General features: G+C 63.8%; 21 protein-coding genes. 16 read left to right on the forward strand and 5 right to left on the reverse strand.

Annotated elements, in window-relative coordinates:
* Nucleotides 1-46: 46 nt before the first annotated feature.
* The 16 genes from aceA to CAG41_RS09880 all read left to right on the forward strand — a co-directional run bounded on the left by aceA (nucleotide 47) and on the right by CAG41_RS09880 (nucleotide 19,008).
* Complete coding sequence (gene aceA, locus CAG41_RS09805; RefSeq protein ID WP_085579805.1) at nucleotides 47-1,372, forward strand: isocitrate lyase; 1,326 nt, start codon at nucleotides 47-49, stop codon at nucleotides 1,370-1,372.
* A gap of 611 nt (nucleotides 1,373-1,983) precedes the next feature.
* Entirely contained in the window at nucleotides 1,984-2,397 is a 414-nt protein-coding gene (locus CAG41_RS09810; RefSeq protein ID WP_003223812.1) for an NADH-quinone oxidoreductase subunit A, read from the forward strand.
* A gap of 10 nt (nucleotides 2,398-2,407) precedes the next feature.
* Entirely contained in the window at nucleotides 2,408-3,082 is a 675-nt protein-coding gene (locus tag CAG41_RS09815) for an NADH-quinone oxidoreductase subunit B family protein (protein WP_085579803.1), read from the forward strand.
* A 73-nt stretch (nucleotides 3,083-3,155) separates the two neighbouring features.
* A complete protein-coding gene (nuoC, locus tag CAG41_RS09820) occupies nucleotides 3,156-4,940 on the forward strand; it encodes an NADH-quinone oxidoreductase subunit C/D (RefSeq protein WP_085579801.1) in 1,785 nt (594 codons plus the stop codon).
* A gap of 2 nt (nucleotides 4,941-4,942) precedes the next feature.
* Nucleotides 4,943-5,440, forward strand: coding sequence for an NADH-quinone oxidoreductase subunit NuoE (gene nuoE, locus CAG41_RS09825; protein ID WP_085579799.1), 498 nt, complete (start codon nucleotides 4,943-4,945; stop codon nucleotides 5,438-5,440).
* Nucleotides 5,437-6,792, forward strand: coding sequence for an NADH-quinone oxidoreductase subunit NuoF (nuoF, locus tag CAG41_RS09830; protein ID WP_085579797.1), 1,356 nt, complete (start codon nucleotides 5,437-5,439; stop codon nucleotides 6,790-6,792). The genes nuoE and nuoF overlap by 4 nt, the downstream gene beginning before the upstream one ends.
* A gap of 138 nt (nucleotides 6,793-6,930) precedes the next feature.
* Nucleotides 6,931-9,645 carry an NADH-quinone oxidoreductase subunit NuoG gene (gene nuoG / locus CAG41_RS09835; protein ID WP_085579795.1) on the forward strand — a complete coding sequence of 905 codons (2,715 nt, stop codon included), beginning with the start codon at nucleotides 6,931-6,933 and terminating at the stop codon, nucleotides 9,643-9,645.
* A complete protein-coding gene (gene nuoH / locus CAG41_RS09840; protein ID WP_085579793.1) occupies nucleotides 9,642-10,649 on the forward strand; it encodes an NADH-quinone oxidoreductase subunit NuoH in 1,008 nt (335 codons plus the stop codon). Before nuoG ends, nuoH begins: the two co-directional genes overlap by 4 nt.
* 11 nt (nucleotides 10,650-10,660) lie before the next feature.
* On the forward strand, nucleotides 10,661-11,209 hold the full coding sequence (nuoI, locus tag CAG41_RS09845) for an NADH-quinone oxidoreductase subunit NuoI (protein ID WP_085579791.1): 549 nt from the start codon (nucleotides 10,661-10,663) through the stop codon (nucleotides 11,207-11,209).
* A 9-nt stretch (nucleotides 11,210-11,218) separates the two neighbouring features.
* The gene (nuoJ, locus tag CAG41_RS09850; protein ID WP_085579789.1) at nucleotides 11,219-11,719 is read left to right on the forward strand and encodes an NADH-quinone oxidoreductase subunit J; all 501 of its coding nucleotides are present in this window, start codon (nucleotides 11,219-11,221) and stop codon (nucleotides 11,717-11,719) included.
* A 3-nt stretch (nucleotides 11,720-11,722) separates the two neighbouring features.
* Nucleotides 11,723-12,031 carry an NADH-quinone oxidoreductase subunit NuoK gene (gene nuoK / locus CAG41_RS09855; RefSeq protein ID WP_003180046.1) on the forward strand — a complete coding sequence of 103 codons (309 nt, stop codon included), beginning with the start codon at nucleotides 11,723-11,725 and terminating at the stop codon, nucleotides 12,029-12,031.
* Nucleotides 12,028-13,881: an NADH-quinone oxidoreductase subunit L gene (gene nuoL / locus CAG41_RS09860; RefSeq protein WP_085706939.1), complete on the forward strand. Its 1,854-nt coding sequence runs from the start codon at nucleotides 12,028-12,030 to the stop codon at nucleotides 13,879-13,881. Before nuoK ends, nuoL begins: the two co-directional genes overlap by 4 nt.
* 39 nt (nucleotides 13,882-13,920) lie before the next feature.
* Entirely contained in the window at nucleotides 13,921-15,453 is a 1,533-nt protein-coding gene (gene nuoM / locus CAG41_RS09865; RefSeq protein ID WP_085579785.1) for an NADH-quinone oxidoreductase subunit M, read from the forward strand.
* Between the two features lie 7 nt (nucleotides 15,454-15,460).
* Nucleotides 15,461-16,924, forward strand: a complete 1,464-nt coding sequence (gene nuoN / locus CAG41_RS09870) for an NADH-quinone oxidoreductase subunit NuoN (RefSeq protein ID WP_085579783.1) — start codon at nucleotides 15,461-15,463, stop codon at nucleotides 16,922-16,924.
* A gap of 269 nt (nucleotides 16,925-17,193) precedes the next feature.
* Nucleotides 17,194-17,508, forward strand: a complete 315-nt coding sequence (locus CAG41_RS09875) for a DNA-binding transcriptional regulator (RefSeq protein ID WP_085694833.1) — start codon at nucleotides 17,194-17,196, stop codon at nucleotides 17,506-17,508.
* A gap of 174 nt (nucleotides 17,509-17,682) precedes the next feature.
* Complete coding sequence (locus CAG41_RS09880) at nucleotides 17,683-19,008, forward strand: OprD family porin (protein WP_085630548.1); 1,326 nt, start codon at nucleotides 17,683-17,685, stop codon at nucleotides 19,006-19,008.
* 125 nt (nucleotides 19,009-19,133) lie between these two features.
* On the opposite strand, the gene CAG41_RS09885 is transcribed toward CAG41_RS09880, so the two are convergent.
* The 5 genes from CAG41_RS09885 to CAG41_RS09905 form a co-directional block, all read right to left on the reverse strand.
* A complete protein-coding gene (locus CAG41_RS09885) occupies nucleotides 19,134-19,619 on the reverse strand; it encodes an RES family NAD+ phosphorylase (protein WP_085579777.1) in 486 nt (161 codons plus the stop codon).
* Complete coding sequence (locus CAG41_RS09890) at nucleotides 19,616-20,089, reverse strand: antitoxin Xre/MbcA/ParS toxin-binding domain-containing protein (RefSeq protein WP_139831330.1); 474 nt, start codon at nucleotides 20,087-20,089, stop codon at nucleotides 19,616-19,618. The genes CAG41_RS09885 and CAG41_RS09890 overlap by 4 nt, the downstream gene beginning before the upstream one ends.
* Nucleotides 20,090-20,302: 213 nt before the next feature.
* Nucleotides 20,303-20,635 (reverse strand): DUF2790 domain-containing protein, encoded by a 333-nt coding sequence (locus CAG41_RS09895; protein ID WP_085579773.1) that lies wholly within the window; start codon nucleotides 20,633-20,635, stop codon nucleotides 20,303-20,305.
* 80 nt (nucleotides 20,636-20,715) lie between these two features.
* Nucleotides 20,716-20,916, reverse strand: a complete 201-nt coding sequence (locus tag CAG41_RS09900; RefSeq protein WP_085706940.1) for a co-regulatory protein PtrA N-terminal domain-containing protein — start codon at nucleotides 20,914-20,916, stop codon at nucleotides 20,716-20,718.
* Between the two features lie 223 nt (nucleotides 20,917-21,139).
* The gene (locus tag CAG41_RS09905; RefSeq protein WP_085706941.1) at nucleotides 21,140-24,289 is read right to left on the reverse strand and encodes a CusA/CzcA family heavy metal efflux RND transporter; all 3,150 of its coding nucleotides are present in this window, start codon (nucleotides 24,287-24,289) and stop codon (nucleotides 21,140-21,142) included.
* Nucleotides 24,290-24,295 lie beyond the last annotated feature (6 nt).

Genomic DNA, 24,295 nt, shown 5'->3' on the forward strand with positions numbered 1-24,295 from the left:
CCACCGCAGAACAACTTTTCATAAAGACGCGACGAGGTTTATCTCCATGGCACTGACACGCGAACAGCAAATTGCAGCCCTTGAAAAAGACTGGGCTGAAAACCCGCGCTGGAAAGGCGTGACTCGCACTTACTCCGCCGCTGACGTCGTCCGCCTGCGTGGCTCGGTCCAACCTGAGCACACCTTCGCGAAAATGGGCGCCGAGAAGCTGTGGAACCTGGTGACCCAGGGTGCCAAGCCGGCCTTCCGTCCTGAGAAAGATTTCGTCAACTGCATGGGCGCCCTGACCGGCGGCCAGGCTGTGCAACAAGTCAAGGCCGGCATCCAGGCGATCTACCTGTCCGGCTGGCAAGTGGCTGCGGACAACAACTCCGCCGAATCGATGTACCCTGACCAGTCGCTGTACCCGGTGGACTCGGTGCCGACCGTGGTCAAGCGCATCAACAACGCCTTCCGCCGCGCCGACCAGATCCAGTGGAAAGCCGGCAAGAACCCGGGCGACGACGGCTACATCGACTACTTCGCACCGATCGTGGCTGACGCCGAAGCCGGTTTCGGCGGCGTTCTGAACGCCTACGAGCTGATGAAGAGCATGATCGAGGCAGGCGCCGCCGGCGTTCACTTCGAAGACCAACTGGCTTCCGTGAAGAAATGCGGCCACATGGGCGGCAAGGTACTGGTTCCGACCCAGGAAGCCGTGCAGAAGCTCGTCGCTGCCCGTCTGGCCGCTGACGTCGCCGGCACCCCGACCATCATCCTGGCCCGCACCGACGCCAACGCCGCCGACCTGCTGACTTCGGACTGCGACCCGTACGACCAGCCGTTCGTGACCGGCGAGCGCACCCAGGAAGGCTTCTACAAGGTTCGCGCCGGCCTGGACCAAGCCATCGCCCGCGGCCTGGCCTACGCGCCGTACGCCGACCTGATCTGGTGCGAAACCGCTAAACCGGACCTGGAAGAGGCCCGTCGCTTCGCCGAAGCGATCAAGAAGGAATACCCGGACCAGCTGCTGTCGTACAACTGCTCGCCTTCCTTCAACTGGAAGAAAAACCTGGACGACGCGACCATCGCCAAGTTCCAGCGCGAACTGTCCGCGATGGGCTACAAGCACCAGTTCATCACCCTGGCCGGCATCCACAACATGTGGCACAGCATGTTCAACCTGGCGCACGACTACGCCCGCAACGACATGACCGCCTACGTGAAGCTGCAGGAGCAGGAATTCGCCGACGCCGCCAAGGGTTACACCTTCGTGGCTCACCAGCAGGAAGTGGGCACCGGCTACTTCGACGACATGACCACCGTGATCCAGGGCGGCACCTCGTCCGTGACCGCGCTGACCGGTTCGACCGAAGAAGAGCAGTTCCACTGATCGACTTCGCCTGAGCGAACGGCCCTGGCGGATCGTACAGAAAGCTAACCGCCCAGCCGCACCACTGACGCCCCGACTCGTTCGGGGCGTTTTTTTGCCCGTTATTCAACGAACGCCATCGGTTCCGGGGTCAACCGAGATCGCCGCGGGAGCCAGCCTGCTGGCGATGGCGCATGCCGAGGCCAACCCCTCCCGCAAAGTCTTCGCGCAAACCTTGATCCAGCGCAGTGCCGGCAGCAGAAAAACCGGCTAAAACGGGCGCCGCCGCTACTTGCAGTAACGCAGATATAAGACAACTTCCCAACTGCCGCACCGCTAAAAAGTAACAAACCCACTCCAAACGATATTAATTATCATTTAGCAGCAACTATGTTCGTTACATCCCTCACAAAACATCATTGACGCAATCCCGGCTAATGCCCGAAACCCGCGGGCTGCGGGGCATTCGAGGCGCGCTATGTCCTTATTCCAATAAATAATTTCGCTATAGGAATTTTACTTGCAGGGTGTTTAGCCATAAAATCAGCGCGATTGATTGCTGCGACATATCGTCACTGCCTTATTTCTTTATCAAGCTCAGAGACCTTTGCTCTCTGTTAAGGATTACCAGCATGCCCGAAGCGACCGGACTCATGGCCCACAACTGGGGCTTTGCCATTTTCCTTCTGGGTGTCGTCGGCCTGTGCGCCTTCATGCTCGGCGTATCCAGCCTCCTCGGGTCAAAAGCCTGGGGTCGCAGCAAGAACGAACCGTTCGAGTCCGGCATGCTGCCCACCGGTGGCGCCCGCTTGCGGCTCTCAGCCAAATTCTATCTGGTCGCGATGCTGTTCGTGATCTTCGATATCGAAGCCCTCTTTCTCTTTGCATGGTCTGTGTCCGTCCGCGAAAGCGGCTGGACCGGATTCGTCGAAGCTCTCGTTTTCATAGCAATTCTGTTGGCAGGTCTTGTCTACCTATTTCGAGTGGGCGCCCTTGACTGGGCTCCGGAAGCTCGTCGTAAGCGGCAGGCGAAGCTGAAACAATGAGGCTTTGGCAATGCAATACAATCTCACCCGAATCGACCCCGATGCGCCTAACGAGCAGTACCCGATCGGCAAACGGGAAACCGTCGCCGATCCGTTAGAGGATCAGGTCCACAAAAACATTTTCATGGGCAAGCTGGAAGACGTGCTGAGCGGCGCGGTCAACTGGGGACGTAAGAACTCCCTGTGGCCGTACAACTTCGGCCTGTCGTGCTGCTACGTGGAAATGACCACCGCCTTCACGGCGCCCCACGACATCGCCCGCTTCGGCGCCGAAGTCATCCGGGCATCACCGCGTCAGGCGGACTTCATGGTTATCGCCGGTACCTGCTTCATCAAGATGGCGCCGATCATCCAGCGTCTCTACGAGCAAATGCTCGAGCCGAAGTGGGTTATCTCCATGGGTTCGTGCGCAAACTCCGGTGGCATGTACGACATCTACTCCGTGGTCCAAGGGGTGGACAAGTTCCTGCCGGTGGACGTTTACGTGCCTGGCTGCCCGCCCCGTCCAGAAGCGTTCCTGCAAGGCCTGATGCTGCTGCAGGAATCGATTGGCCAGGAGCGTCGCCCACTTTCCTGGGTCGTTGGCGATCAAGGCGTCTATCGCGCCGACATGCCTTCGCAAAAGGAACAGCGCCGCGAACAGCGCATTCAGGTAACCAACCTGCGCAGCCCTGACGAAGTCTGATCCAGATCTGTTCTGCCATAGAAACGAGAAGCTGGCTTCATTCTTTACGTTGACCGAAAGCGAAAAAATAACCATGACTACAGGCAGTGCTCTGTACATCCCGCCTTACAAGGCAGACGACCAGGATGTGGTCGTCGAACTGAACAACCGCTTTGGCGCCGAGGCCTTCACCGCCCAGCCGACCCGCACCGGCATGCCGGTGCTGTGGGTGGCCCGCGCCAAGCTCGTCGAAGTCCTGACCTTCCTGCGCAACCTGCCCAAGCCGTACGTCATGCTCTATGACCTGCACGGCGTGGACGAGCGTCTGCGCACCAAGCGTCAAGGGCTGCCGGACGGCGCCGAATTCACCGTGTTCTACCATCTCATGTCGCTGGAGCGTAATAGTGACGTGATGATCAAAGTCGCCTTGTCCGAGAGCGACCTCAGCCTGCCAAGCGTCACCGGCATCTGGCCGAACGCCAACTGGTACGAGCGCGAAGTCTGGGACATGTACGGCATCGACTTCAAAGGCCACCCTCACCTGTCGCGCATCATGATGCCGCCGACCTGGGAAGGTCACCCGCTGCGCAAGGACTTCCCTGCCCGCGCCACCGAATTCGATCCGTTCAGCCTGAACCTGGCCAAGCAGCAGCTTGAGGAAGAGGCCGCGCGCTTCCGTCCTGAAGACTGGGGCATGAAGCGCTCCGGCCCGAACGAGGACTACATGTTCCTCAACCTCGGCCCGAACCACCCGTCGGCCCACGGTGCGTTCCGCATCATCCTGCAGTTGGACGGCGAAGAGATCGTCGACTGCGTGCCGGACATCGGCTACCACCACCGCGGCGCCGAGAAGATGGGCGAGCGCCAGTCCTGGCACAGCTACATCCCGTACACCGACCGCATCGACTACCTCGGCGGCGTGATGAACAACCTGCCGTACGTGCTCTCGGTCGAGAAGCTGGCCGGCATCAAGGTGCCGGAGAAGGTCGACGTCATCCGCATCATGATGGCCGAGTTCTTCCGGATCACCAGCCACCTGCTGTTCCTGGGCACCTACATCCAGGACGTCGGCGCGATGACCCCGGTGTTCTTTACCTTCACCGACCGCCAGCGCGCCTACACCGTGATCGAGGCCATCACCGGCTTCCGTCTGCACCCGGCCTGGTACCGCATCGGCGGCGTCGCCCACGACCTGCCGCGCGGCTGGGACAAACTGGTGCGCGACTTCGTCGAGTGGCTGCCCAAGCGCCTCGACGAATACACCAAGGCCGCCCTGCAGAACAGCATCCTCAAGGGCCGTACCATCGGCGTCGCCCAGTACAACACCAAAGAGGCCCTGGAATGGGGCGTCACCGGTGCCGGCCTGCGCTCCACCGGTTGCGACTTCGACCTGCGTAAAGCGCGCCCGTACTCCGGCTACGAGAACTTCGAGTTCGACGTACCGCTGGCCGCCAACGGCGACGCCTACGACCGCTGCATGGTGCGCGTGGAAGAGATGCGCCAGAGCGTGCGCATCATCGACCAGTGCCTGCGCAACATGCCGGAAGGCCCGTACAAGGCGGACCACCCGCTGACCACGCCGCCGCCCAAAGAGCGCACGCTGCAACACATCGAAACCCTGATCACGCACTTCCTGCAGGTTTCGTGGGGCCCGGTCATGCCGGCCAACGAATCCTTCCAGATGATCGAAGCGACCAAGGGCATCAACAGTTATTACCTGACGAGCGACGGCGGCACCATGAGCTACCGTACCCGGATCCGCACTCCGAGCTTCGCCCACCTGCAGCAGATCCCTTCGGTGATCAAAGGCAGCATGGTCGCGGACCTGATCGCGTACCTGGGTAGTATCGACTTCGTTATGGCCGACGTGGACCGCTAAGCATGAACAGCACGCTTATCCAGACTGACCGCTTCACCTTGAGTGAAGCCGAGCGCTCGGCCATCGAGCACGAGATGCACCACTACGAAGACCCGCGCGCGGCGTCGATCGAAGCCCTGAAGATCGTGCAGAAGGCACGCGGCTGGGTGCCGGACGGCGCCGTGTACGCCATCGGCGAAGTCCTCGGCATCCCCGCCAGCGACGTCGAAGGCGTGGCCACGTTCTACAGCCAGATCTTCCGCCAGCCGGTGGGCCGCCACATCATCCGCGTCTGCGACAGCATGGTCTGCTACATCGGCGGCCACGAGTCCGTCGTCAGCCAGATCCAGAGCGAACTGGGCATCGGCCTCGGCCAGACCACCGCCGACGGCCGCTTCACCCTGCTGCCGGTCTGCTGCCTGGGCAACTGCGACAAGGCGCCGGCGCTGATGATCGACGACGACACCTTTGGCGACGTACAGCCTGCCGGCGTCGCCAAACTGCTCGAGGGCTACGTATGACCCTGACTTCTTTCGGTCCTGCCAACCGCATCCAGCGTTCGGCCGAGACCCACCCGCTGACCTGGCGCCTGCGCGACGACGGCGAGCCCGTCTGGCTCGACGAGTACCAGGCCAAGAACGGCTATGCCGCCGCCCGCAAGGCCTTCGCCGACATGAGCCAGGACGACATCGTCCAGACCGTGAAGGACTCCGGCCTCAAGGGCCGCGGCGGCGCAGGCTTCCCCACCGGCGTGAAGTGGGGCCTGATGCCGAAGGACGAATCCATCGACATCCGCTACCTGCTGTGCAACGCGGACGAAATGGAGCCCAACACCTGGAAGGACCGCATGCTGATGGAGCAACTGCCCCATCTGCTGATCGAAGGCATGCTCATCAGCGCCCGCGCGCTGAAGACCTACCGTGGCTACATCTTCCTGCGCGGCGAGTACACCACCGCCGCCAAGCACCTGAACCGTGCCGTGGAAGAAGCCAAGGCCGCCGGCCTGCTGGGCAAGAACATCCTGGGCAGCGGCTTCGATTTCGAGCTGTTCGTCCACACCGGCGCCGGGCGCTACATCTGCGGTGAAGAGACCGCGCTGATCAACTCCCTGGAAGGCCGCCGCGCCAACCCGCGCTCCAAGCCGCCCTTCCCTGCCGCCGTCGGCGTGTGGGGCAAGCCGACCTGCGTGAACAACGTCGAGACCCTGTGCAACGTGCCGGCGATCATCGCCGACGGCGTGGACTGGTACAAATCGTTGGCCCGCGACGGCAGCGAAGACATGGGCACCAAGCTCATGGGCTTCTCCGGCAAGGTCAAGAACCCAGGCCTGTGGGAACTGCCGTTCGGCGTGACCGCCCGCGAGCTGTTCGAGGACTACGCCGGCGGCATGCGCGACGGCTACAAGCTCAAGGCCTGGCAGCCGGGCGGCGCCGGCACCGGCTTCCTGCTGCCGGAGCACCTCGATGCGCAGATGTACGCCGGCGGCATCGCCAAGGTGGGCACCCGTATGGGCACCGGCCTGGCCATGGCCGTGGACGACAGCATCAACATGGTGTCCCTGCTGCGCAACATGGAGCAGTTCTTCGCCCGCGAGTCCTGCGGTTTCTGCACCCCTTGCCGCGACGGCCTGCCATGGAGCGTGAAGCTGCTGATGGCCCTCGAGAAGGGTCAGGGCCAGCCAGGCGACATCGAGACCCTGCTGGGTCTGGTGGGTTTCCTCGGCCCGGGCAAGACCTTCTGTGCTCACGCACCGGGTGCCGTGGAGCCGCTGGGCAGCGCGATCAAATATTTCCGCCCGGAGTTCGAGGCCGGCATCGCGCCTGCAAGCGCCGCCGTCCCGCCTCTGGCGAAGCCGATCACCGTCGGCGCGTAAACGCTTAAAGAGAGGCGAAGGGTCCGTGCCCTTCGCCTTGCGTCCGATGACGCCTTTCGGGGCTGGTTGGATTCGGACGGACAACAAGATTCCATTAGCCACGCCCGCTGACACCGGGCCAACGAAGACCTTTGAACCATGGCCACTATCCACGTAGACGGCAAAGCGCTCGAAGTCGACGGGGCAGACAACCTGTTACAGGCATGTCTGTCGCTGGGCCTCGACATCCCTTATTTCTGCTGGCACCCCGCGCTCGGTAGCGTCGGGGCCTGCCGCCAGTGCGCGGTCAAGCAGTACACCGACGAGAACGACACCCGCGGTCGCATCGTCATGTCCTGCATGACCCCTGCCACCGACAACACCTGGATCTCCATCGACGATGAAGAATCCAAGGCGTTCCGCGCCAGCGTCGTCGAATGGCTGATGACCAACCACCCGCACGACTGCCCTGTGTGCGAGGAAGGCGGTCACTGCCACCTGCAAGACATGACCGTGATGACCGGCCACAACGAGCGCCGTTATCGCTTCACCAAACGCACCCACCAGAACCAGGACCTGGGCCCGTTCATCTCCCACGAGATGAACCGCTGCATCGCCTGCTACCGCTGCGTGCGCTTCTACAAGGACTACGCCGGCGGCACTGACCTGGGCGTATACGGCGCCCACGACAACGTGTACTTCGGCCGCGTCGAAGACGGCACCCTGGAAAGCGAGTTCTCCGGCAACCTCACCGAGGTCTGCCCGACCGGTGTGTTCACCGACAAGACCCACTCCGAGCGCTACAACCGCAAATGGGACATGCAGTTCGCCCCGAGCATCTGCCATGGCTGCTCCAGCGGCTGCAACATCTCCCCGGGCGAGCGCTACGGCGAACTGCGTCGCATCGAGAACCGCTACAACGGTTCGGTGAACCAGTACTTCCTGTGCGACCGCGGCCGTTTCGGCTACGGCTACGTCAACCGCACCGACCGCCCGCGCCAGCCGCTGCTGGCCGACGGCACCAAGCTCAGCCTGGACGACGCGCTGGACAAGGCCGCCGACCTGCTGCGCGGCCGCAACATCGTCGGCATCGGCTCGCCGCGCGCCAGCCTGGAAAGCAACTACGCGCTGCGTGAGCTGGTCGGCGCCGAGCACTTCTACAGCGGCATCGAAGCCTCCGAGCTGGAGCGCATCCGCCTGGTGCTGCAAGTGCTCAAGGACAGCCCGCTGCCGGTTCCGACGATGCGCGACATCGAAGACCACGACGCCGTGTTCGTCCTCGGCGAAGACCTGACCCAGACCGCCGCCCGCATGGCCCTGGCCCTGCGCCAGTCGGTCAAGGGCAAGGCCGAAGACATGGCCGAAGCCATGCGCGTCCAGCCTTGGCTCGACGCCGCAGTGAAGAACATCGGTCAGCACGCGCTGAACCCGCTGTTCATCGCCAGCCTGGCCGAGACCAAGCTTGATGACGTCGCCGAAGAGTGCGTGCACGCCGCTCCCGACGACCTGGCCCGCATCGGCTTCGCCGTCGCCCACGCCCTGGACGCCAGCGCCCCGGCCGTCGAAGGCCTGGACGCCGAAGCGCTGCAACTGGCCAAGCGCATCGCCGACGCCCTGCTCGCGGCCAAGCGTCCGCTGATCATCGCCGGCACTTCGCTGGGCTCCAAGGCGCTGATCGAAGCGGCCGCGAACATCGCCAAGGCCCTGAAGCTGCGCGAGAAGAACGGTTCCATCAGCCTGGTCGTGCCTGAGGCCAACAGCCTCGGCCTGGCCATGCTCGGCGGCGAATCGGTCGATGCCGCGCTGCAAGCCGTGATCGACGGCCGTGCGGACGCCATCGTCGTGCTGGAAAACGACCTGTACACCCGCACCGCCCAGGCCAAGGTCGATGCCGCGCTGAACGCCGCGAAAGTGGTGATCGTCGCCGACCATCAGAAGACCGCCACCAGCGACCGCGCCCACCTGGTGCTGCCGGCGGCGAGCTTCGCCGAAGGCGACGGCACCCTGGTCAGCCAGGAAGGCCGCGCCCAGCGCTTCTTCCAGGTCTTCGACCCGCAATACATGGACGCAGGCATCCTGGTGCACGAAGGCTGGCGCTGGCTGCACGCCCTGCGCGCCACCCTGCTGAACCGGTCGATCGACTGGACCCAGCTCGACCAGGTCACCGCTGCCGTCGCTTCCAGCACCGCGCAACTGGCCGGCATCGTCGACGCCGCACCGTCCGCCGCGTTCCGCATCAAGGGCCTGAAGCTGGCCCGTGAGCCGCTGCGCTACTCCGGCCGCACCGCGATGCGCGCCAACATCAGCGTTCACGAACCGCGCACCCCGCAAGACAAGGACACCGCGTTCGCCTTCTCCATGGAAGGCTACTCGGGCTCCGCCGAACCGCGCTCGCAAGTGCCGTTCGCCTGGTCGCCGGGCTGGAACTCGCCGCAGGCCTGGAACAAGTTCCAGGACGAGGTCGGCGGCCATCTGCGCGCCGGCGATCCGGGCACCCGCCTGATCGAAAGCACCGGCGATGCGCTGAACTGGTTCGCCAGCGTTCCGCGCGCGTTCAACCCGGCCCAGGGCACCTGGCAAGCCGTGCCGTTCCATCACCTGTTCGGCAGCGAAGAGAACTCTTCCAAGGCCGCCCCGGTGCAGGAGCGCATTCCGGCCGCCTACGTCGCGCTGGCCAAGTCCGAGGCCGACCGTTTGGGCGTCAACGACGGCGCGATGCTGAGCCTGAACGTCGCCGGCGTCAGCCTGCGCCTGCCGCTGCGCATCAATGAAGAGCTGGGCGCAGGCCTGGTGGCGCTGCCTGCGGGCATCGCCGGCATTCCTCCGGCGTTCGCCGGCGTTTCCGTCGACGGTCTGCAGGAGGCAGCGCAATGACCTGGTTCACCCCTGAAGTGATCGATGTGATCCTGACGGTCATCAAAGCGGTCGTCGTCCTGCTGGCCGTGGTGGTCTGCGGGGCGCTGCTCAGCTTCGTCGAGCGTCGCCTGCTGGGCTGGTGGCAGGACCGTTACGGTCCGAACCGTGTCGGCCCGTTCGGCATGTTCCAGATCGCCGCCGACATGCTGAAGATGTTCTTCAAGGAAGACTGGACGCCGCCGTTCGCCGACAAGGTGATCTTCACCCTGGCGCCGGTGGTGGCCATGAGCGCCCTGCTGATCGCCTTCGCGATCATCCCGATCACCCCGACCTGGGGCGTGGCGGACCTGAACATCGGCCTGCTGTTCTTCTTCGCCATGGCCGGTCTGTCGGTGTACGCAGTGCTGTTCGCCGGCTGGTCGAGCAACAACAAGTTCGCCCTCCTGGGCAGCTTGCGCGCCTCGGCCCAGACCGTGTCCTACGAAGTGTTCATGGGCCTGGCCCTGATGGGCATCGTGGTGCAGGTCGGCTCGTTCAACATGCGCGACATCGTCGAGTACCAGGCGCAGAACCTGTGGTTCATCATTCCGCAGTTCTTCGGCTTCTGCACCTTCTTCATCGCTGGCGTGGCCGTGACTCACCGTCACCCGTTCGACCAGCCGGAAGCGGAACAGGAACTGGCCGACGGCTACCACATCGAATACGCCGGCATGAAATGGGGCATGTTCTTCGTCGGTGAGTACATCGGCATCATCCTGATCTCGGCGCTGCTGGTCACGCTGTTCTTCGGCGGCTGGCACGGCCCGTTCGGCATCCTGCCGCAACTGTCCTTCGTCTGGTTCGCACTCAAGACCGCGTTCTTCATCATGCTGTTCATTCTGCTGCGCGCCTCGATCCCGCGCCCGCGCTATGACCAGGTGATGGACTTCAGCTGGAAATTCTGCCTGCCACTGACCCTGATCAATTTGCTGGTGACCGCTGCGATCGTGTTGTGGAACACGCCTGCAGTCGCGGTTCAGTGAGGACTTGACCCATGTTCAAATATATTGGCGACATCATTAAGGGTACCGGTACCCAGTTGCGCAGCCTGGTCATGATCTTCGGTCATGGCTTCCGCAAGCGCGACACCCTGCAATACCCGGAAGAGCCGGTCTACCTGCCGCCGCGCTACCGTGGCCGCATCGTGCTGACCCGCGACCCCGACGGCCAGGAGCGCTGCGTGGCGTGCAACCTGTGCGCCGTGGCCTGCCCGGTCGGTTGCATCTCGCTGCAGAAAGCCGAAACGGAAGACGGTCGCTGGTACCCGGACTTCTTCCGCATCAACTTCTCGCGCTGCATCTTCTGCGGCCTCTGCGAGGAAGCCTGCCCGACCACCGCGATCCAGCTGACCCCGGATTTCGAGATGGCCGAGTTCAAACGTCAGGACCTGGTGTACGAGAAAGAAGACCTTCTGATCTCCGGCCCCGGCAAAAACCCTGATTACAACTTCTATCGTGTTGCAGGTATGGCCGTTGCGGGCAAGCCGAAAGGCGCCGCACAGAACGAAGCCGAGCCGATCAACGTGAAGAGCTTGCTGCCTTAAGGAAGAACGATGGAATTCGCTTTCTATTTCGCATCGGGTATCGCGGTTGTCTCCACGCTTCGCGTGGTCACCAACACCAACCCTGTGCACGCCCTGCTCTACCTGATCATTTCGCTGATCGCCGTGGCCATGACGTTCTTCGCCCTCGGCGCGCCGTTCGCCGGTGTGCTGGAAGTGATCGCCTACGCCGGCGCCATCATGGTGCTGTTCGTGTTCGTGGTGATGATGCTGAACCTGGGCCCGGCCTCGGTTCAGCAGGAACGCGCCTGGCTGCGGCCCGGCATCTGGGCGGGGCCGGTGATCCTCGCCGCGCTGCTGCTGGCCGAACTGCTGTATGTCCTGTTCGCTCACCAGAGCGGCCAGGCCATCGGCCAAACCACCGTGGACGCGAAAGCCGTGGGCATCAGCCTGTTCGGCCCGTACCTGCTGGTGGTCGAACTCGCCTCGATGCTGCTGCTCGCCGCAGCCGTCACGGCGTTCCACGTGGGCCGCAACGAGGCGAAGGAGTAACGTATGCCTGCTATCCCTCTCGAACACGGTCTGGCGGTCGCCGGCATCCTGTTCTGCCTCGGCCTCGTCGGCCTGATGGTCCGCCGCAACATTCTGTTCGTATTGATGAGCCTGGAAGTGATGATGAACGCCTCTGCCCTGGCGTTCATCGTGGCGGGCGCCCGTTGGGCGCAGCCGGATGGACAGATCATGTTCATCCTGGTGATCAGCCTTGCCGCCGCCGAGGCCAGCATCGGCCTGGCGATCCTGCTGCAGCTGTATCGCCGCTTCCACACGCTCGATATCGACGCTGCCAGTGAGATGCGCGGATGAACCTACTCTTTCTGACTTTCGTATTTCCCCTGATCGGGTTCCTGCTGCTGTCGTTCTCCCGCGGGCGCCTTTCGGAAAACCTGTCGGCGCTGATCGGCGTCGGCTCCATCGGCCTGTCCGCCATCGTCGCGGCCTACGTGATCTGGCAATTCAACGTCGCACCGCCGGAAGGCGGCGTGTACACCCAGGTGCTGTGGCGCTGGATGTCGGTGGAAGGCTTCCAGCCGAACTTCACCCTGTACCTGGACGGCCTGTCCGTGACCATGCTGGGCGTGGTGGTCGGCGTGGGTTTCCTGATCCACCTGTTCGCCTCCTGGTACATGCGCGGTGAAGCGGGCTACTCGCGCTTCTTCTCCTACACCAACCTGTTCATCGCCAGCATGCTGTTCCTGGTGCTGGGCGACAACCTGCTGTTCATCTACTTCGGTTGGGAAGGCGTGGGCCTGTGCTCGTACCTGTTGATCGGTTTCTACTACAGCAACCGCAACAACGGCAACGCAGCCCTGAAAGCGTTCATCGTCACCCGCATCGGCGACGTGTTCATGGCCATCGGCCTGTTCATCCTGTTCCAGCAACTGGGCACGCTGAACGTCCAGGAACTGCTGGTGAAGGCGCCTGAGCACTTCAAGGCCGGCGACTTCTGGATCGTCCTGGCGACCCTGATGCTGCTGGGCGGCGCGGTCGGCAAGTCGGCCCAGCTGCCGCTGCAGACCTGGCTCGCGGACGCGATGGCCGGCCCGACCCCGGTCTCGGCACTGATCCACGCCGCGACCATGGTGACCGCAGGCGTCTACCTGATCGCCCGTACCCACGGCCTGTTCGCCCTGGCGCCGGACATCCTGCACCTGGTCGGCATCGTCGGCGGCGTTACCCTGGTGCTGGCCGGTTTCGCGGCCCTGGTGCAGACCGACATCAAACGCATCCTCGCCTACTCGACCATGAGCCAGATCGGCTACATGTTCCTGGCCCTGGGCGTGGGCGCGTGGGAAGGCGCGATCTTCCACCTGATGACCCACGCCTTCTTCAAGGCCCTGCTGTTCCTCGCCTCCGGTGCGGTGATCGTCGCCTGCCACCACGAGCAGAACATCTTCAAGATGGGCGGCCTGTGGAAGAAACTGCCGCTGGCCTACGCCAGCTTCATCGTCGGCGGCGCGGCCCTGGCCGCCCTGCCGCTGGTGACCGCAGGCTTCTACTCCAAGGACGAGATCCTCTGGGAAGCGTTCGCCAGCGGCCACGAGGGCCTGCTGTATGCCGGCCTGGTCGGTGCGTTCATGACCTCGCTGTACACCTTCCGCCTGATCTTCATCGCGTTCCACGGTGAAGCCAAGACCGAAGCCCATGCCGGCCACGGCATCTCCCACTGGCTGCCACTGTCGGTGCTGATCGTGCTGTCGACCTTCGTCGGCGCCATGATCGTTCCGCCGCTGCACGGTGTGCTGCCGGAAAGCGTCGGCCACGCCGGCGGCGAAGCCAAGCACAGCCTGGAGATCGCCTCGGGCGCCATCGCCCTGGCCGGTATCCTGCTGGCCGCCCTGCTGTTCCTGGGCAAGCGCCGCTTCGTGACCGCCGTCGCCAACAGCGGCATCGGCCGTCTGCTGTCGGCCTGGTGGTTCGCCGCCTGGGGCTTCGACTGGATCTACGACAAACTGTTCGTCAAGCCGTACCTTGCGATCAGCCATGCACTGCGCAAAGACCCGCTCGACCAGACCATCGGTCTGATCCCGCGCATGGCCAAGGGCGGCCACACCGCCCTGAGCCGTACCGAGACCGGTCAACTGCGTTGGTACGCCGCCTCGATGGCAGCCGGTGCCGTGTTGGTCATCGGTGCTGTCGTGCTGGTAGCGGTCTGATATGAACCTTGCGAATTTGCGAAAGGAAACGAGCCCGTCATGATTCTGCCTTGGCTAATCCTGATCCCCTTCATCGGCGGCCTGCTGTGCTGGCTGGGTGAGCGCTTCGGCGCCACCCTCCCCCGCTGGATTGCGCTGATCACCATGTCCCTGCTGCTCGCCCTCGGCCTCTGGCTGTGGGCCCACGGCGACTATTCGTTTGCACCCAAACCCGGTGCCGACCCGACCTGGGCGCTTGAGTTCAAGCATGTCTGGATCCAGCGCTTCGGCATCAACGTGCACCTGGCCCTCGACGGCCTGTCGCTGCTGATGATCCTGCTGACCGGTCTGCTGGGCGTCCTCTCGGTGCTCTGCTCGTGGAAAGAGATCCAGCGTCACGTCGGTTTCTTCCACCTGAACCTGATGTGGATCCTGGGCGGTGTCGTCGGCGTGTTCCTGGCCCTCGACCTGTTCATGTTCTTCTTCTTCTGGGAAATGATGCTGGTGCCGATGTACTTCCTCATCGCGCTCTGGGGTCACAGCTCCTCGGACGGCAAGAAGACCCGGATCTACGCCGCGACCAAGTTCTTCATCTTCACTCAGGCTTCCGGCCTGATCATGCTGGTGGCGATCCTCGGTCTGGTGCTGGTGAACTACAACAGCACCGGCGTGATCAGCTTCAACTACGCGGACCTGCTGAAGACCAAGATGTCGGCCACCACCGAGTACGTGCTGATGCTCGGCTTCTTCATCGCCTTCGCGGTGAAGCTGCCGGTCGTGCCGTTCCACTCGTGGCTGCCTGACGCCCACGCCCAGGCGCCGACCGCCGGTTCCGTCGACCTCGCCGGCATCCTGCTGAAGACCGCTGCCTACGGCCTGCTGCGCTTCGCCCTGCCGCTGTTCCCGAACGCTTCGGCCGAGTTCGCGCCGATCGCCATGACCCTCGGTCTGATCGGGATCTTCTACGGTGCGTTCCTGGCGTTCGCGCAAACCGACATCAAGCGTCTGATCGCCTTCTCGTCCGTTTCCCACATGGGCTTTGTCCTGATCGGCATCTACTCGGGCAGCCAACTGGCCCTGCAGGGCGCCGTGATCCAGATGCTGGCCCACGGCCTGTCGGCGGCGGCGCTGTTTATCCTCAGCGGTCAGCTGTACGAGCGCCTGCACACCCGTGACATGCGCGAGATGGGCGGCCTGTGGTCGCGCATCGCGTACCTGCCGGCGATCAGCCTGTTCTTCGCGGCGGCCTCGCTGGGCCTGCCGGGCACCGGCAACTTCGTCGGCGAGTTCCTGATCCTGATCGGCACCTTCGCCAGCGCACCGTGGATCACCGCGATCGCCACGTCCGGCCTGGTGTTCGGTTCGGTCTACTCGCTGATCATGATCCACCGCGCCTACTTCGGCCCGTCCAAGTCGGACTCGATCCTGCACGGCATGGACGGTCGCGAACTGATCATGGTGCTGGGCCTTGCGGTGCTGCTGATCTACCTCGGCGTGTACCCGCAGCCGTTCCTCGACACCTCTGCCGCCACCATGCATGGCGTGCAGCAGTGGCTCGGCTCCGCCTTCACTCAACTCGCTTCGGCCCGGTAAGAGCGCTATGGAATTCACGATCCAACACTTTATTGCGCTAGCGCCACTGTTGATCACCAGCCTCACCATCATCGTGGTGATGCTGGCCATCGCCTGGCGCCGCAACCACTCGCAGACCTTCCTGATTTCGGTGGCGGGCCTGAACCTGGCGTTGCTGTCGATCCTGCCGGCACTGAAAGTCGCGCCCCTGGCCGTGACCCCGCTGCTGCAGATCGACACGTTCGCCTGCCTGTACATGGCGCTGATCCTGGTCGCCACCCTCGCCTGCGTCACCCTCGCCCACGCCTACCTGGGCGACGGCGGTTCGGGTTATCCGGGCAACCGTGAAGAACTGTACCTGCTGATCCTGATGGCCGCCGCCGGCGGCCTGGTCCTGGTCAGCGCGCAGCACCTGGCCGGCCTGTTCATCGGCCTGGAACTGCTGTCGGTGCCGGTCTACGGTCTGGTGGCCTACGCCTTCTTCAACAAGCGTTCGCTGGAAGCTGGCATCAAGTACATGGTGCTGTCGGCGGCCGGTTCCGCGTTCCTGCTGTTCGGCATGGCCCTGCTCTACGCCGACGCCGGCTCCCTGAGCTTCAACGGCATCGGCCAGGCGCTGGCCGCCACCGGCCTGCCGAGCTCGATGGCCCAGCTGGGCCTGGGCATGATGCTGATCGGCCTGGCGTTCAAGCTGTCGCTGGTGCCGTTCCACCTGTGGACCCCGGACGTGTACGAAGGTGCTCCGGCGCCGGTGGCCGCGTTCCTGGCCACCGCGTCGAAAGTGGCCGTGTTCGCCGTGATGGTGCGTCTGTTCCAGATCTCCCCTGCCGCCAGCAGCGGCGTGCTGAGCAACGTGCTGACCGTCATCGCCATCGCCTCGATCCTGTTCGGCAACCTGCTGGCCCTGACCCAGAGCAACCTCAAGCGTCTGCTCGGCTACTCGTCCATCGCGCACTTCGGCTACCTGCTGATCGCACTGGTGGCAAGCAAGGGCCTGGCGGTGGAAGCCATCGGCGTGTACCTGGTCACCTACGTGATCACCAGCCTCGGCGCGTTCGGCGTGATCACCCTGATGTCCTCGCCGTACAACGGCCGTGACGCCGATGCCCTGTACGAATACCGCGGCCTGTTCTGGCGCCGTCCGTACCTGACCGCCGTGCTGACCGTGATGATGCTGTCCCTGGCCGGCATCCCGCTGACCGCCGGCTTCATCGGCAAGTTCTACATCATCGCCACCGGTGTCGAGTCGCACCAATGGTGGCTGGTCGGTTCGCTGGTGCTGGGCAGCGCCATCGGCGTGTTCTACTACCTGCGCGTGATGGTCACCCTGTACCTGATCGAGCCGAACCTGCGCCGCCACGACGCCCAGCTGCACTGGGAGCAGAAGGCAGGCGGCGTGATGCTGCTGGCCATCGCCGTCCTGGCGTTCTTCCTCGGCCTGTACCCTCAGCCGCTGCTGAACCTGGTTCAGCAATCGGGTCTGGCGGGCTGATCCCCCGGCGACCTTCGGCGGTAAACAGAAACGGCACCTTCGGGTGCCGTTTTTGCGTTTAGGGGATCGGTTGCGAGCGCCCTACCCCTTCCACCTTCAACCATTCCCGAAGTCTCTCGCGTGAGTGGTCGATTCTTCCTACAGGCGTTTTTACGATCCGTGACTACCGTTGAAAAGGGGGCGAAAAGGATGGCCTAGAGGCCTTGACCCATTCGGTTTTCGGGACAAAACTATACGCAGGTAACGTACAGAAGATGAATGCTCCCACTATGAAACGTGACATTTTTTCCGAGCTGATGGATGGCGTCGAAGCCCTGGCCGACGAGCGCCAAGGCAAGATCACACTGCGAACCCACAAGGTTCAGTTGCCCAAACTGATGCCTGTCACCGCCGATGAATTGATCGCTATCCGCCAACAGCTCAATCTCTCGCGCTCGGTGTTCGCGATGTACCTGCGCACCAACACCCGAACGCTCGAAAACTGGGAACAGGGACGGGCAACCCCCAATGCCCAGGCCACCACCCTGATCCGCTTGGTCGAGCGTTTTCCGCAGACGATCAAACAACTTGCAGCCCTGACCTGACCGTTCAGGACCGTCCCCTCACCCACATGACGAAAATGTAATTCCCCCATCACCTTGGCGTTATCCGCAGCTTGCAACGATGTCACCCGGCGACCCCAACGGCGGCCCTTTCCGCCGAACAACAAGACCCACGCCGAAGCACGTTCCCGTTCTGCCGAACTCCAGGAGTGATTGATGGTTAACAATTCAAGAATGTCGATGGCCGCATTGGCCGTGGTTGTCGGCTCCGGACCGACCGCCGCGCTTGCGCAGGAAAAGGCCGAGGGTTTCATCGAGGGCAGCAGCCTGACGGTGCTCAACCGCAACTACTACTTCAACCGCGATCACCGCGACGGCCAATCCAGCCCCACCGGCAACGGCTACTCCGAAGCCTGGGCCCACGCCGTCATCAGCAAGTTCGAATCCGGTTTCACCCAGGGCACCGTCGGGGTCGGGGTGGATGCGTTCGCGATGATCGGCCTGAAGCTCGACACCGGCGACGGCCGCAACGGCGGCCGCAGTTCGTTCGATGTGTTGCCGGTGGATCGTGACGGTCAAGCCCGGGACGAATACACCAAGGTCGGCGGCGCCGCCAAGGTGCGGGCCTTCGATACGGTGGTGAAGATCGGCGACGTGTTCCCGGCCAACCCGGTGGTGGCGGCGGGTGATTCGCGATTGCTGCCGGAAAGCTTTCGCGGCGTGACGGCGACCAACACCAGCATCGAAGGCCTGTCGATCCAGGGCGGCCGGTTGCATGCGATGAGCCAACCGGTGTCCAGCGACTTGCGCGACAACTTCGCGACCTTCTATGCCGGCCCCGTCAATTCGCCCTGGATCGCTTACGGCGGCGGCGATTATGCGCTGAACAAGAACCTGAGCTTCAGCCTGTACTCCAGTCGCCTGAAAGATGCCTGGAACCAGTACTACGCCGGCACCGCCTGGACGTATCCGCTGTCGGACGACCTGTCGCTGTTCGGCGGCCTGAACTATTACAAGGCGGTCGATGAGGGCAAACAGTTGCTCGGCAAGTTCGACAACGACATCTGGAGCGGCCGGGTCGGCGTGAAGCTCGGCGCGCACTCCGTGGCCCTGTCCCACCAGCGCAACAACGGCGACGACGACTTCGACTACCTGCGTCAGTCAGACTCGATCTTCCTCGACAACTCCATCCAGTACAGCGACTTCAACTCGCCCAAGGAACGTTCGTGGATGGTGCGCTATGACCTCGACATGAGCGCCTACGGCGTGCCCGGCCTGTCGTTCATGACCCGCTACGCCCGCGGCACGGACGCCGACTACTCCAACGCCAATGCCGTGTACATGCGCCGTGACGCCGAGGGCAATCCGCTGACCGACCAGAAGCGCTGGGAACGGGACATCGAAGTGAAATACGTGGTGCAGAGCGGTTCGCTCAAGGACATGTCGCTGCGCCTGCGTCAAGCCACGACCCGAGCCACGGCGTTCGAGTCGGATCTGGATGAGGTGCGGGTGATCGTCGAGTACCCGCTGGCGATTCTCTGACCGAGCGGATCAACCCCATTCACCTTTAGAAGCTCCTTGCTCCTTTGGTAAGAGGTGAATCTTTGGCGTCCTTCGGGGCGCCTTTTTTTTGCCCGGCAATGACGTCGCCCGACGGGACAGTCCTGCTAGACCAACCGCGTGTCCAGGCCGAACCGCTCCTGCGAGACCAAGGTGAATTGATCCGCCGCCAGGTCGCAGCTCACCAGCAGGTTCCACGAATGCCGTGTCACGGCCGACGGGATCAGCACAAAGGGATGTTGCGCCAGCAGCCTCTCGGCGAACTGTTGCTGATTGGGGGAAGGTTGGGCCGGGATGAGCCAGTTGGGGTTGGGGACGTCTTCGGGCTGGACGACCTTGATCGTCGAGGGATCCCGCACTTCGAAACAGGTGAGCACGTGCGGGACGGTGTCCAGCGCATCGAAGCCCAGGTGGGCCGCCACCTCCAGGATGGCGGTGGCCGGGTCGGCCGATGCGTAGATCACCCGGCGACCGGGCGGGTTCCAGCGACCGCCGGAGCGTTGCGCACCGATGCCGCTGTCCCAGGTCGTCTTGTAGACCTCACGGTCGAGGCGCCAGGCGTACCACTTGCCGTCCCAGGGCAAGGGATTCACTGATAGACCCCGTGCTCGATCCGGGTCAGGTAGTCCTCCACCACCTGGAAGCCCAGCGGATTGTCGATCAGTTCCAGCGGCACATTGCCGTCCAGGTACTTGCAGGGCTTCTTCAGCCAGTCCTCGGCCAGCAACTGATTGCCGAACACCTCGGTGGCATGCTCCAGCACTTGCGCGTACTGGAAAGCGACGGCGCTCTGCTGCGGGTTCAGGCGAACCGAACCGGTCTCCTTCGCCAGGCGCTGGACGGTGCGGATGGACTTCCCCGTGATGCGCTGGACAAGGTCGTGCTCCATGTACAGCGCCGACAGGGCCAGCATGTCCTTGACCGCGCTCAGGCTGAAACCCTCTTTGGTGTACTGGAGGATCGACAGGCGCGTGTCGCCCTTGCGGCCATGAAGCAGCACCTCGGTCGGCCTTCTGATGGTCTTGCGCACCCTCGGGACCGAGGCCGTTGTTACCGTGGACATATCGACGCCCTCCATACGACATTTGACGCAATCATAACGCCAAATGTCGCCACTCAGGCAAGTGAATGCTGCTTCCAAGATTGACCCGTCCTTTTGGTATCCAATGAAATCCATCCGCCCTGAGGGTAAGTGACGAGTCTTCTGAAGCCAACCTTAAAAAGCTGTCAGAGAATTCAGGGCTTTTCATGAAAACCGGGTCTTTGCTGTAGGCGCTCACCCTCCCCGTTTGCGGCAATCGCCCGCCACGGTGTAGGTGACCGTGTTGAGCCGTCCTTGCGAATCCTCATAGGTCATCGCCGTCGGCACCACCGCGCAGGCTGTCTGCGGGCGCACGACACTCACCACCTTGACCACATCCAGCTTCATCCCGTACTCATACGCCTGCACCACCGGCGCCGCCTTGCCTTGGCTGGCGGCGTACTGCTCCATGGCCTTGGCATTGGCGCCGAGGGCCTTTTCGAACGTACGGTCACCGCCGCCCTCGGCCAACGCATTCAGGGACATCGCCAGGGCACCGGCGAACACAATCGATCGGATGGCTTTCATATCCGTTTCCTTTCCGTAGCTGACTCATGAAAAAGCCCGGCATCGACGCGCGATGACGGGCTTGCGCAAGCGCGGCACGCTTACAGGTCTGGGGTGGCGTCGTCTTTCTTCTCGTTGACGACCACCGGCTCGCGGGCCTTCTCCTTGGCGACGAACAGCTCCACCGAACGCTCGTTGGCCGTCATCATCCGCTCGAACGTCCGGTCGCCGCCGCCTTCGGCCATGGCCAGGAAAGACACCGCCAACGCCGCCAGAAAGGCACCGATCTGTACAGGTTTCATGCTTGATTCCTCATTGGGTAACTGACGGATCCAAGGTAACAACCCGTACCTTTCGTGACGGTGGCGCGCACATTACATATCCGTCATGTGCCTGCCGCCGCAGGCACCACGCACCAAAACCACCTGTGGGAGCGAGCCTGCTCGCGATAGCGGCGTGTCAGTCGACTACGATGCCGGCTGACAAAACGCTATCGCGAGCAGGCTCGCTCCTACAGGGAGACCGCTATCGGCCTGGGGCCACGTCCTCGTCCCGACGGTGGGCCAGGCGGTAGAGCAGCGGCAGGATCAGCAGCGTGAGCACGGTCGAGGACAGGATCCCGCCGATCACCACCGTGGCCAGCGGGCGCTGCACCTCCGCGCCGGTGCCGGTGGCCAGGGCCATGGGAATGAAGCCCAGGGACGCCACCAGCGCCGTCATCAGCACCGGCCGCAACCGCGTCAGCGCGCCCTCGTCGATCGCCTCGGCCAGTGAGCGTCCCTGCTCCCGCAGGTTGCGGATGAACGCGATCATCACCAGCCCGTTGAGCACCGCCACCCCGGACAACGCGATGAAACCCACGCCCGCCGAGATCGACAGCGGAATGTCTCGCAGCCACAGGGCCATGACGCCGCCGGTCAACGCAAACGGAATGCCGGTGAACACCAGCAGGCCGTCCTTGAGGTTGTTGAACATCATGAACAGCAGCCCGAACACCAGCAGCAGCGCCACCGGCACGACGATCTGCAGACGCTTGGCCGCCGACTGCAACTGCTCGAACTGACCGCCCCAGCTCGTCCAGTAACCGGCCGGAACCTGCACGTCGCGCCCGATCGCCTCGGCGGCCTCACTGACGAACGAGCCGATGTCGCGCCCGCGCACGTTGGCGCTGACGATCACCAGGCGCTTGCCGTTCTCGCGGCTCACCTGATTGGGCCCCAGCACCAGGTCGAGGCTGACGACCTCCTTGAGCGCGATGAACCCGACCCGGTCGGCGGCGCCGTTGAGCGCCGGCACCGGGATCAGCAGCGCCGACAGGCCGTCGATGTCCTTGCGCATGGCGTCGGACAGGCGCACGACCATGTCGAACCGCCGGTCGCCCTCATACAGCGTGCCGGCCTGCCGCCCGCCGACCGCCACCGCGATGGTGTCCTGCACATCGCCCACGTTGAGCCCGTAGCGGGCGGCCTTGTCGCGGTCGATGTTGATGGTCAGCACCGGCAGCCCGGTGGTCTGCTCGACCTTGACCTCGGATGCGCCGCCGACCTTTTGCATCGACGCCGCAATCTTCGCCGCCGTGGCGTTGAGCACGTCCATGTCGTCGCCGAACACCTTGACCGCCACGTCGCTGCGCACGCCGGAGATCAGCTCGTTGAAGCGCAGCTGGATCGGCTGCGACAGCTCATAGTTGCTGCCCGGCAAGGTCGCCGCCGCCTGTTGCAGCTCGGCCATCAGGGTCTCGCGGGACTTGCCCGGATCCGGCCACCGGTCCTTGGGCTTGAGCATCACGTAACTGTCGGAGATGTTGGGCGGCATCGGGTCGGAGGCGATTTCGGCGGTGCCGGTGCGGGCGAACACCCGCTCGACTTCTGGCACCTTGCCCAGGATCAGGGTTTCCAGGCGCTGCTGCATGTCCACCGACTGGGTCAGGCTGGTGCCCGGCACGCGCAAGGCCTGCAGGGCGAAATCGCCTTCGCTGAGGCTGGGCACGAATTCGCTGCCCATGCGGGCGGCCACCGCGCCGCTGAGCACCACCGTGCCCAACGCCAGGCCCAGCGCCGCCTTGCGGTGGCCCATCACCCAGGCCAGCGCCGGTGCATACGCCCGGCGCGCGCCCCGCATGACCGCGCCCTCTTCTTCCTTGACCTTGCCGGTGACGAACAGCGCAATGGCCGCCGGCACGAACGTCACCGACAGCAGCATCGCGCCGAGCAACGCGATGACCACGGTGAACGCCATCGGGTGGAACATTTTCCCTTCGACGCCGCTCAGGGCGAAGATCGGCAGGTACACGACCATGATGATCAGTTGGCCGAAGATCAGCGGACGCCGCGCCTCCTTCGCCGCCGCGAACACCTCATGGAAGCGTTCGGAGCGGGTCAAAAGCCGCCCGTGATGCCGCTGCGCATGGGCCAGCCGGCGCAGGGTGTTTTCCACGATCACCACGGCGCCGTCGACGATGATGCCGAAGTCCAGCGCCCCCAGGCTCATGAGGTTGGCGCTGACCTTGTTGGTGAACATGCCGGTGAAGGTGAACAGCATCGACAGCGGAATCACCATGGCGGTGATCAGCGCAGCGCGGATGTTGCCCAGGAACAGGAACAGGATCGCGATCACCAGCACCGCGCCTTCCACCAGGTTCTTCTTCACCGTGGCGATGGCCTTGTCCACCAGGTGCGTGCGGTCGTACACCGGCACCGCGACCACCCCCTTGGGCAGCGAGCGGTTGATCTGCTCAAGCTTGCCGGCCACCGCCTGGGAGACCGTGCGGCTGTTCTCGCCGATAAGCATGAACACGGTGCCGAGCACCACTTCGCGGCCGTTCTCGGTGGCGGCGCCGCTGCGCAGTTCCCGGCCGATGTCGACGGTGGCCACGTTCCTCACCCGGATCGGCGTGCCGTCGACGTTGGCCATCACAATGTTGGCGATGTCTTCGGTGCCCGCCACCTGCCCCGGCGCGCGGATCAGCAGCTGTTCGCCGCTGCGCTCGATGTAGCCGGCGCCGACGTTGGCGTTGTTGCGTTCCAGCGCCGTCACCAGATCGGTCAACGTCAACTTGTAGGCCGCCAGCCGTTTCGGGTCAGGGGCGATCTGGTACTCCTTGGCGAACCCGCCGATGGTGTTGATCTCGGCCACACCGGGGACGTTGCGCAGCTGCGGCTTGATGATCCAGTCCTGGATCACCCGCAGGTCGGTCGGCGTGTACGCCGTGCCGTCGTCCTTGAGCGCACCTTCGCGGGCCTCCACCGTCCACAGGAAGATCTCGCCCAGGCCCGTGGAGATCGGCCCCATCACCGCCTCCACGCCTTCGGGCAACTGCTCCTTGGCCGCTTGCAGGCGTTCGTTGACCAGTTGCCGGGCGAAGAACAGGTCGGTGCCGTCCTTGAAGATCACCGTGACCTGGGACAGGCCCGAACGCGACAGCGAACGGGTCTGCTCCAGCGCCGGCAAGCCGGCCATCGCCGTCTCGATGGGGAACGTGATGCGCTGCTCGGTCTCCAGCGGCGAGAACCCGGCGGCGCCGGTGTTGATCTGCACCTGGACGTTGGTGATGTCCGGCACCGCGTCGATCGGCAGCTTCTGATAACTGGCGACGCCGAGGCCGGCCATGAGCAATACGGCGAGCAGCACGATGAAGCGCTGCTCGATGGCGAACTGAATCAGGCGTTCAAACATGAGGAC

The organism is Pseudomonas sp. B35(2017), from assembly GCF_002113645.1.
In the GTDB taxonomy this organism is placed as follows: domain Bacteria; phylum Pseudomonadota; class Gammaproteobacteria; order Pseudomonadales; family Pseudomonadaceae; genus Aquipseudomonas; species Aquipseudomonas ekonensis.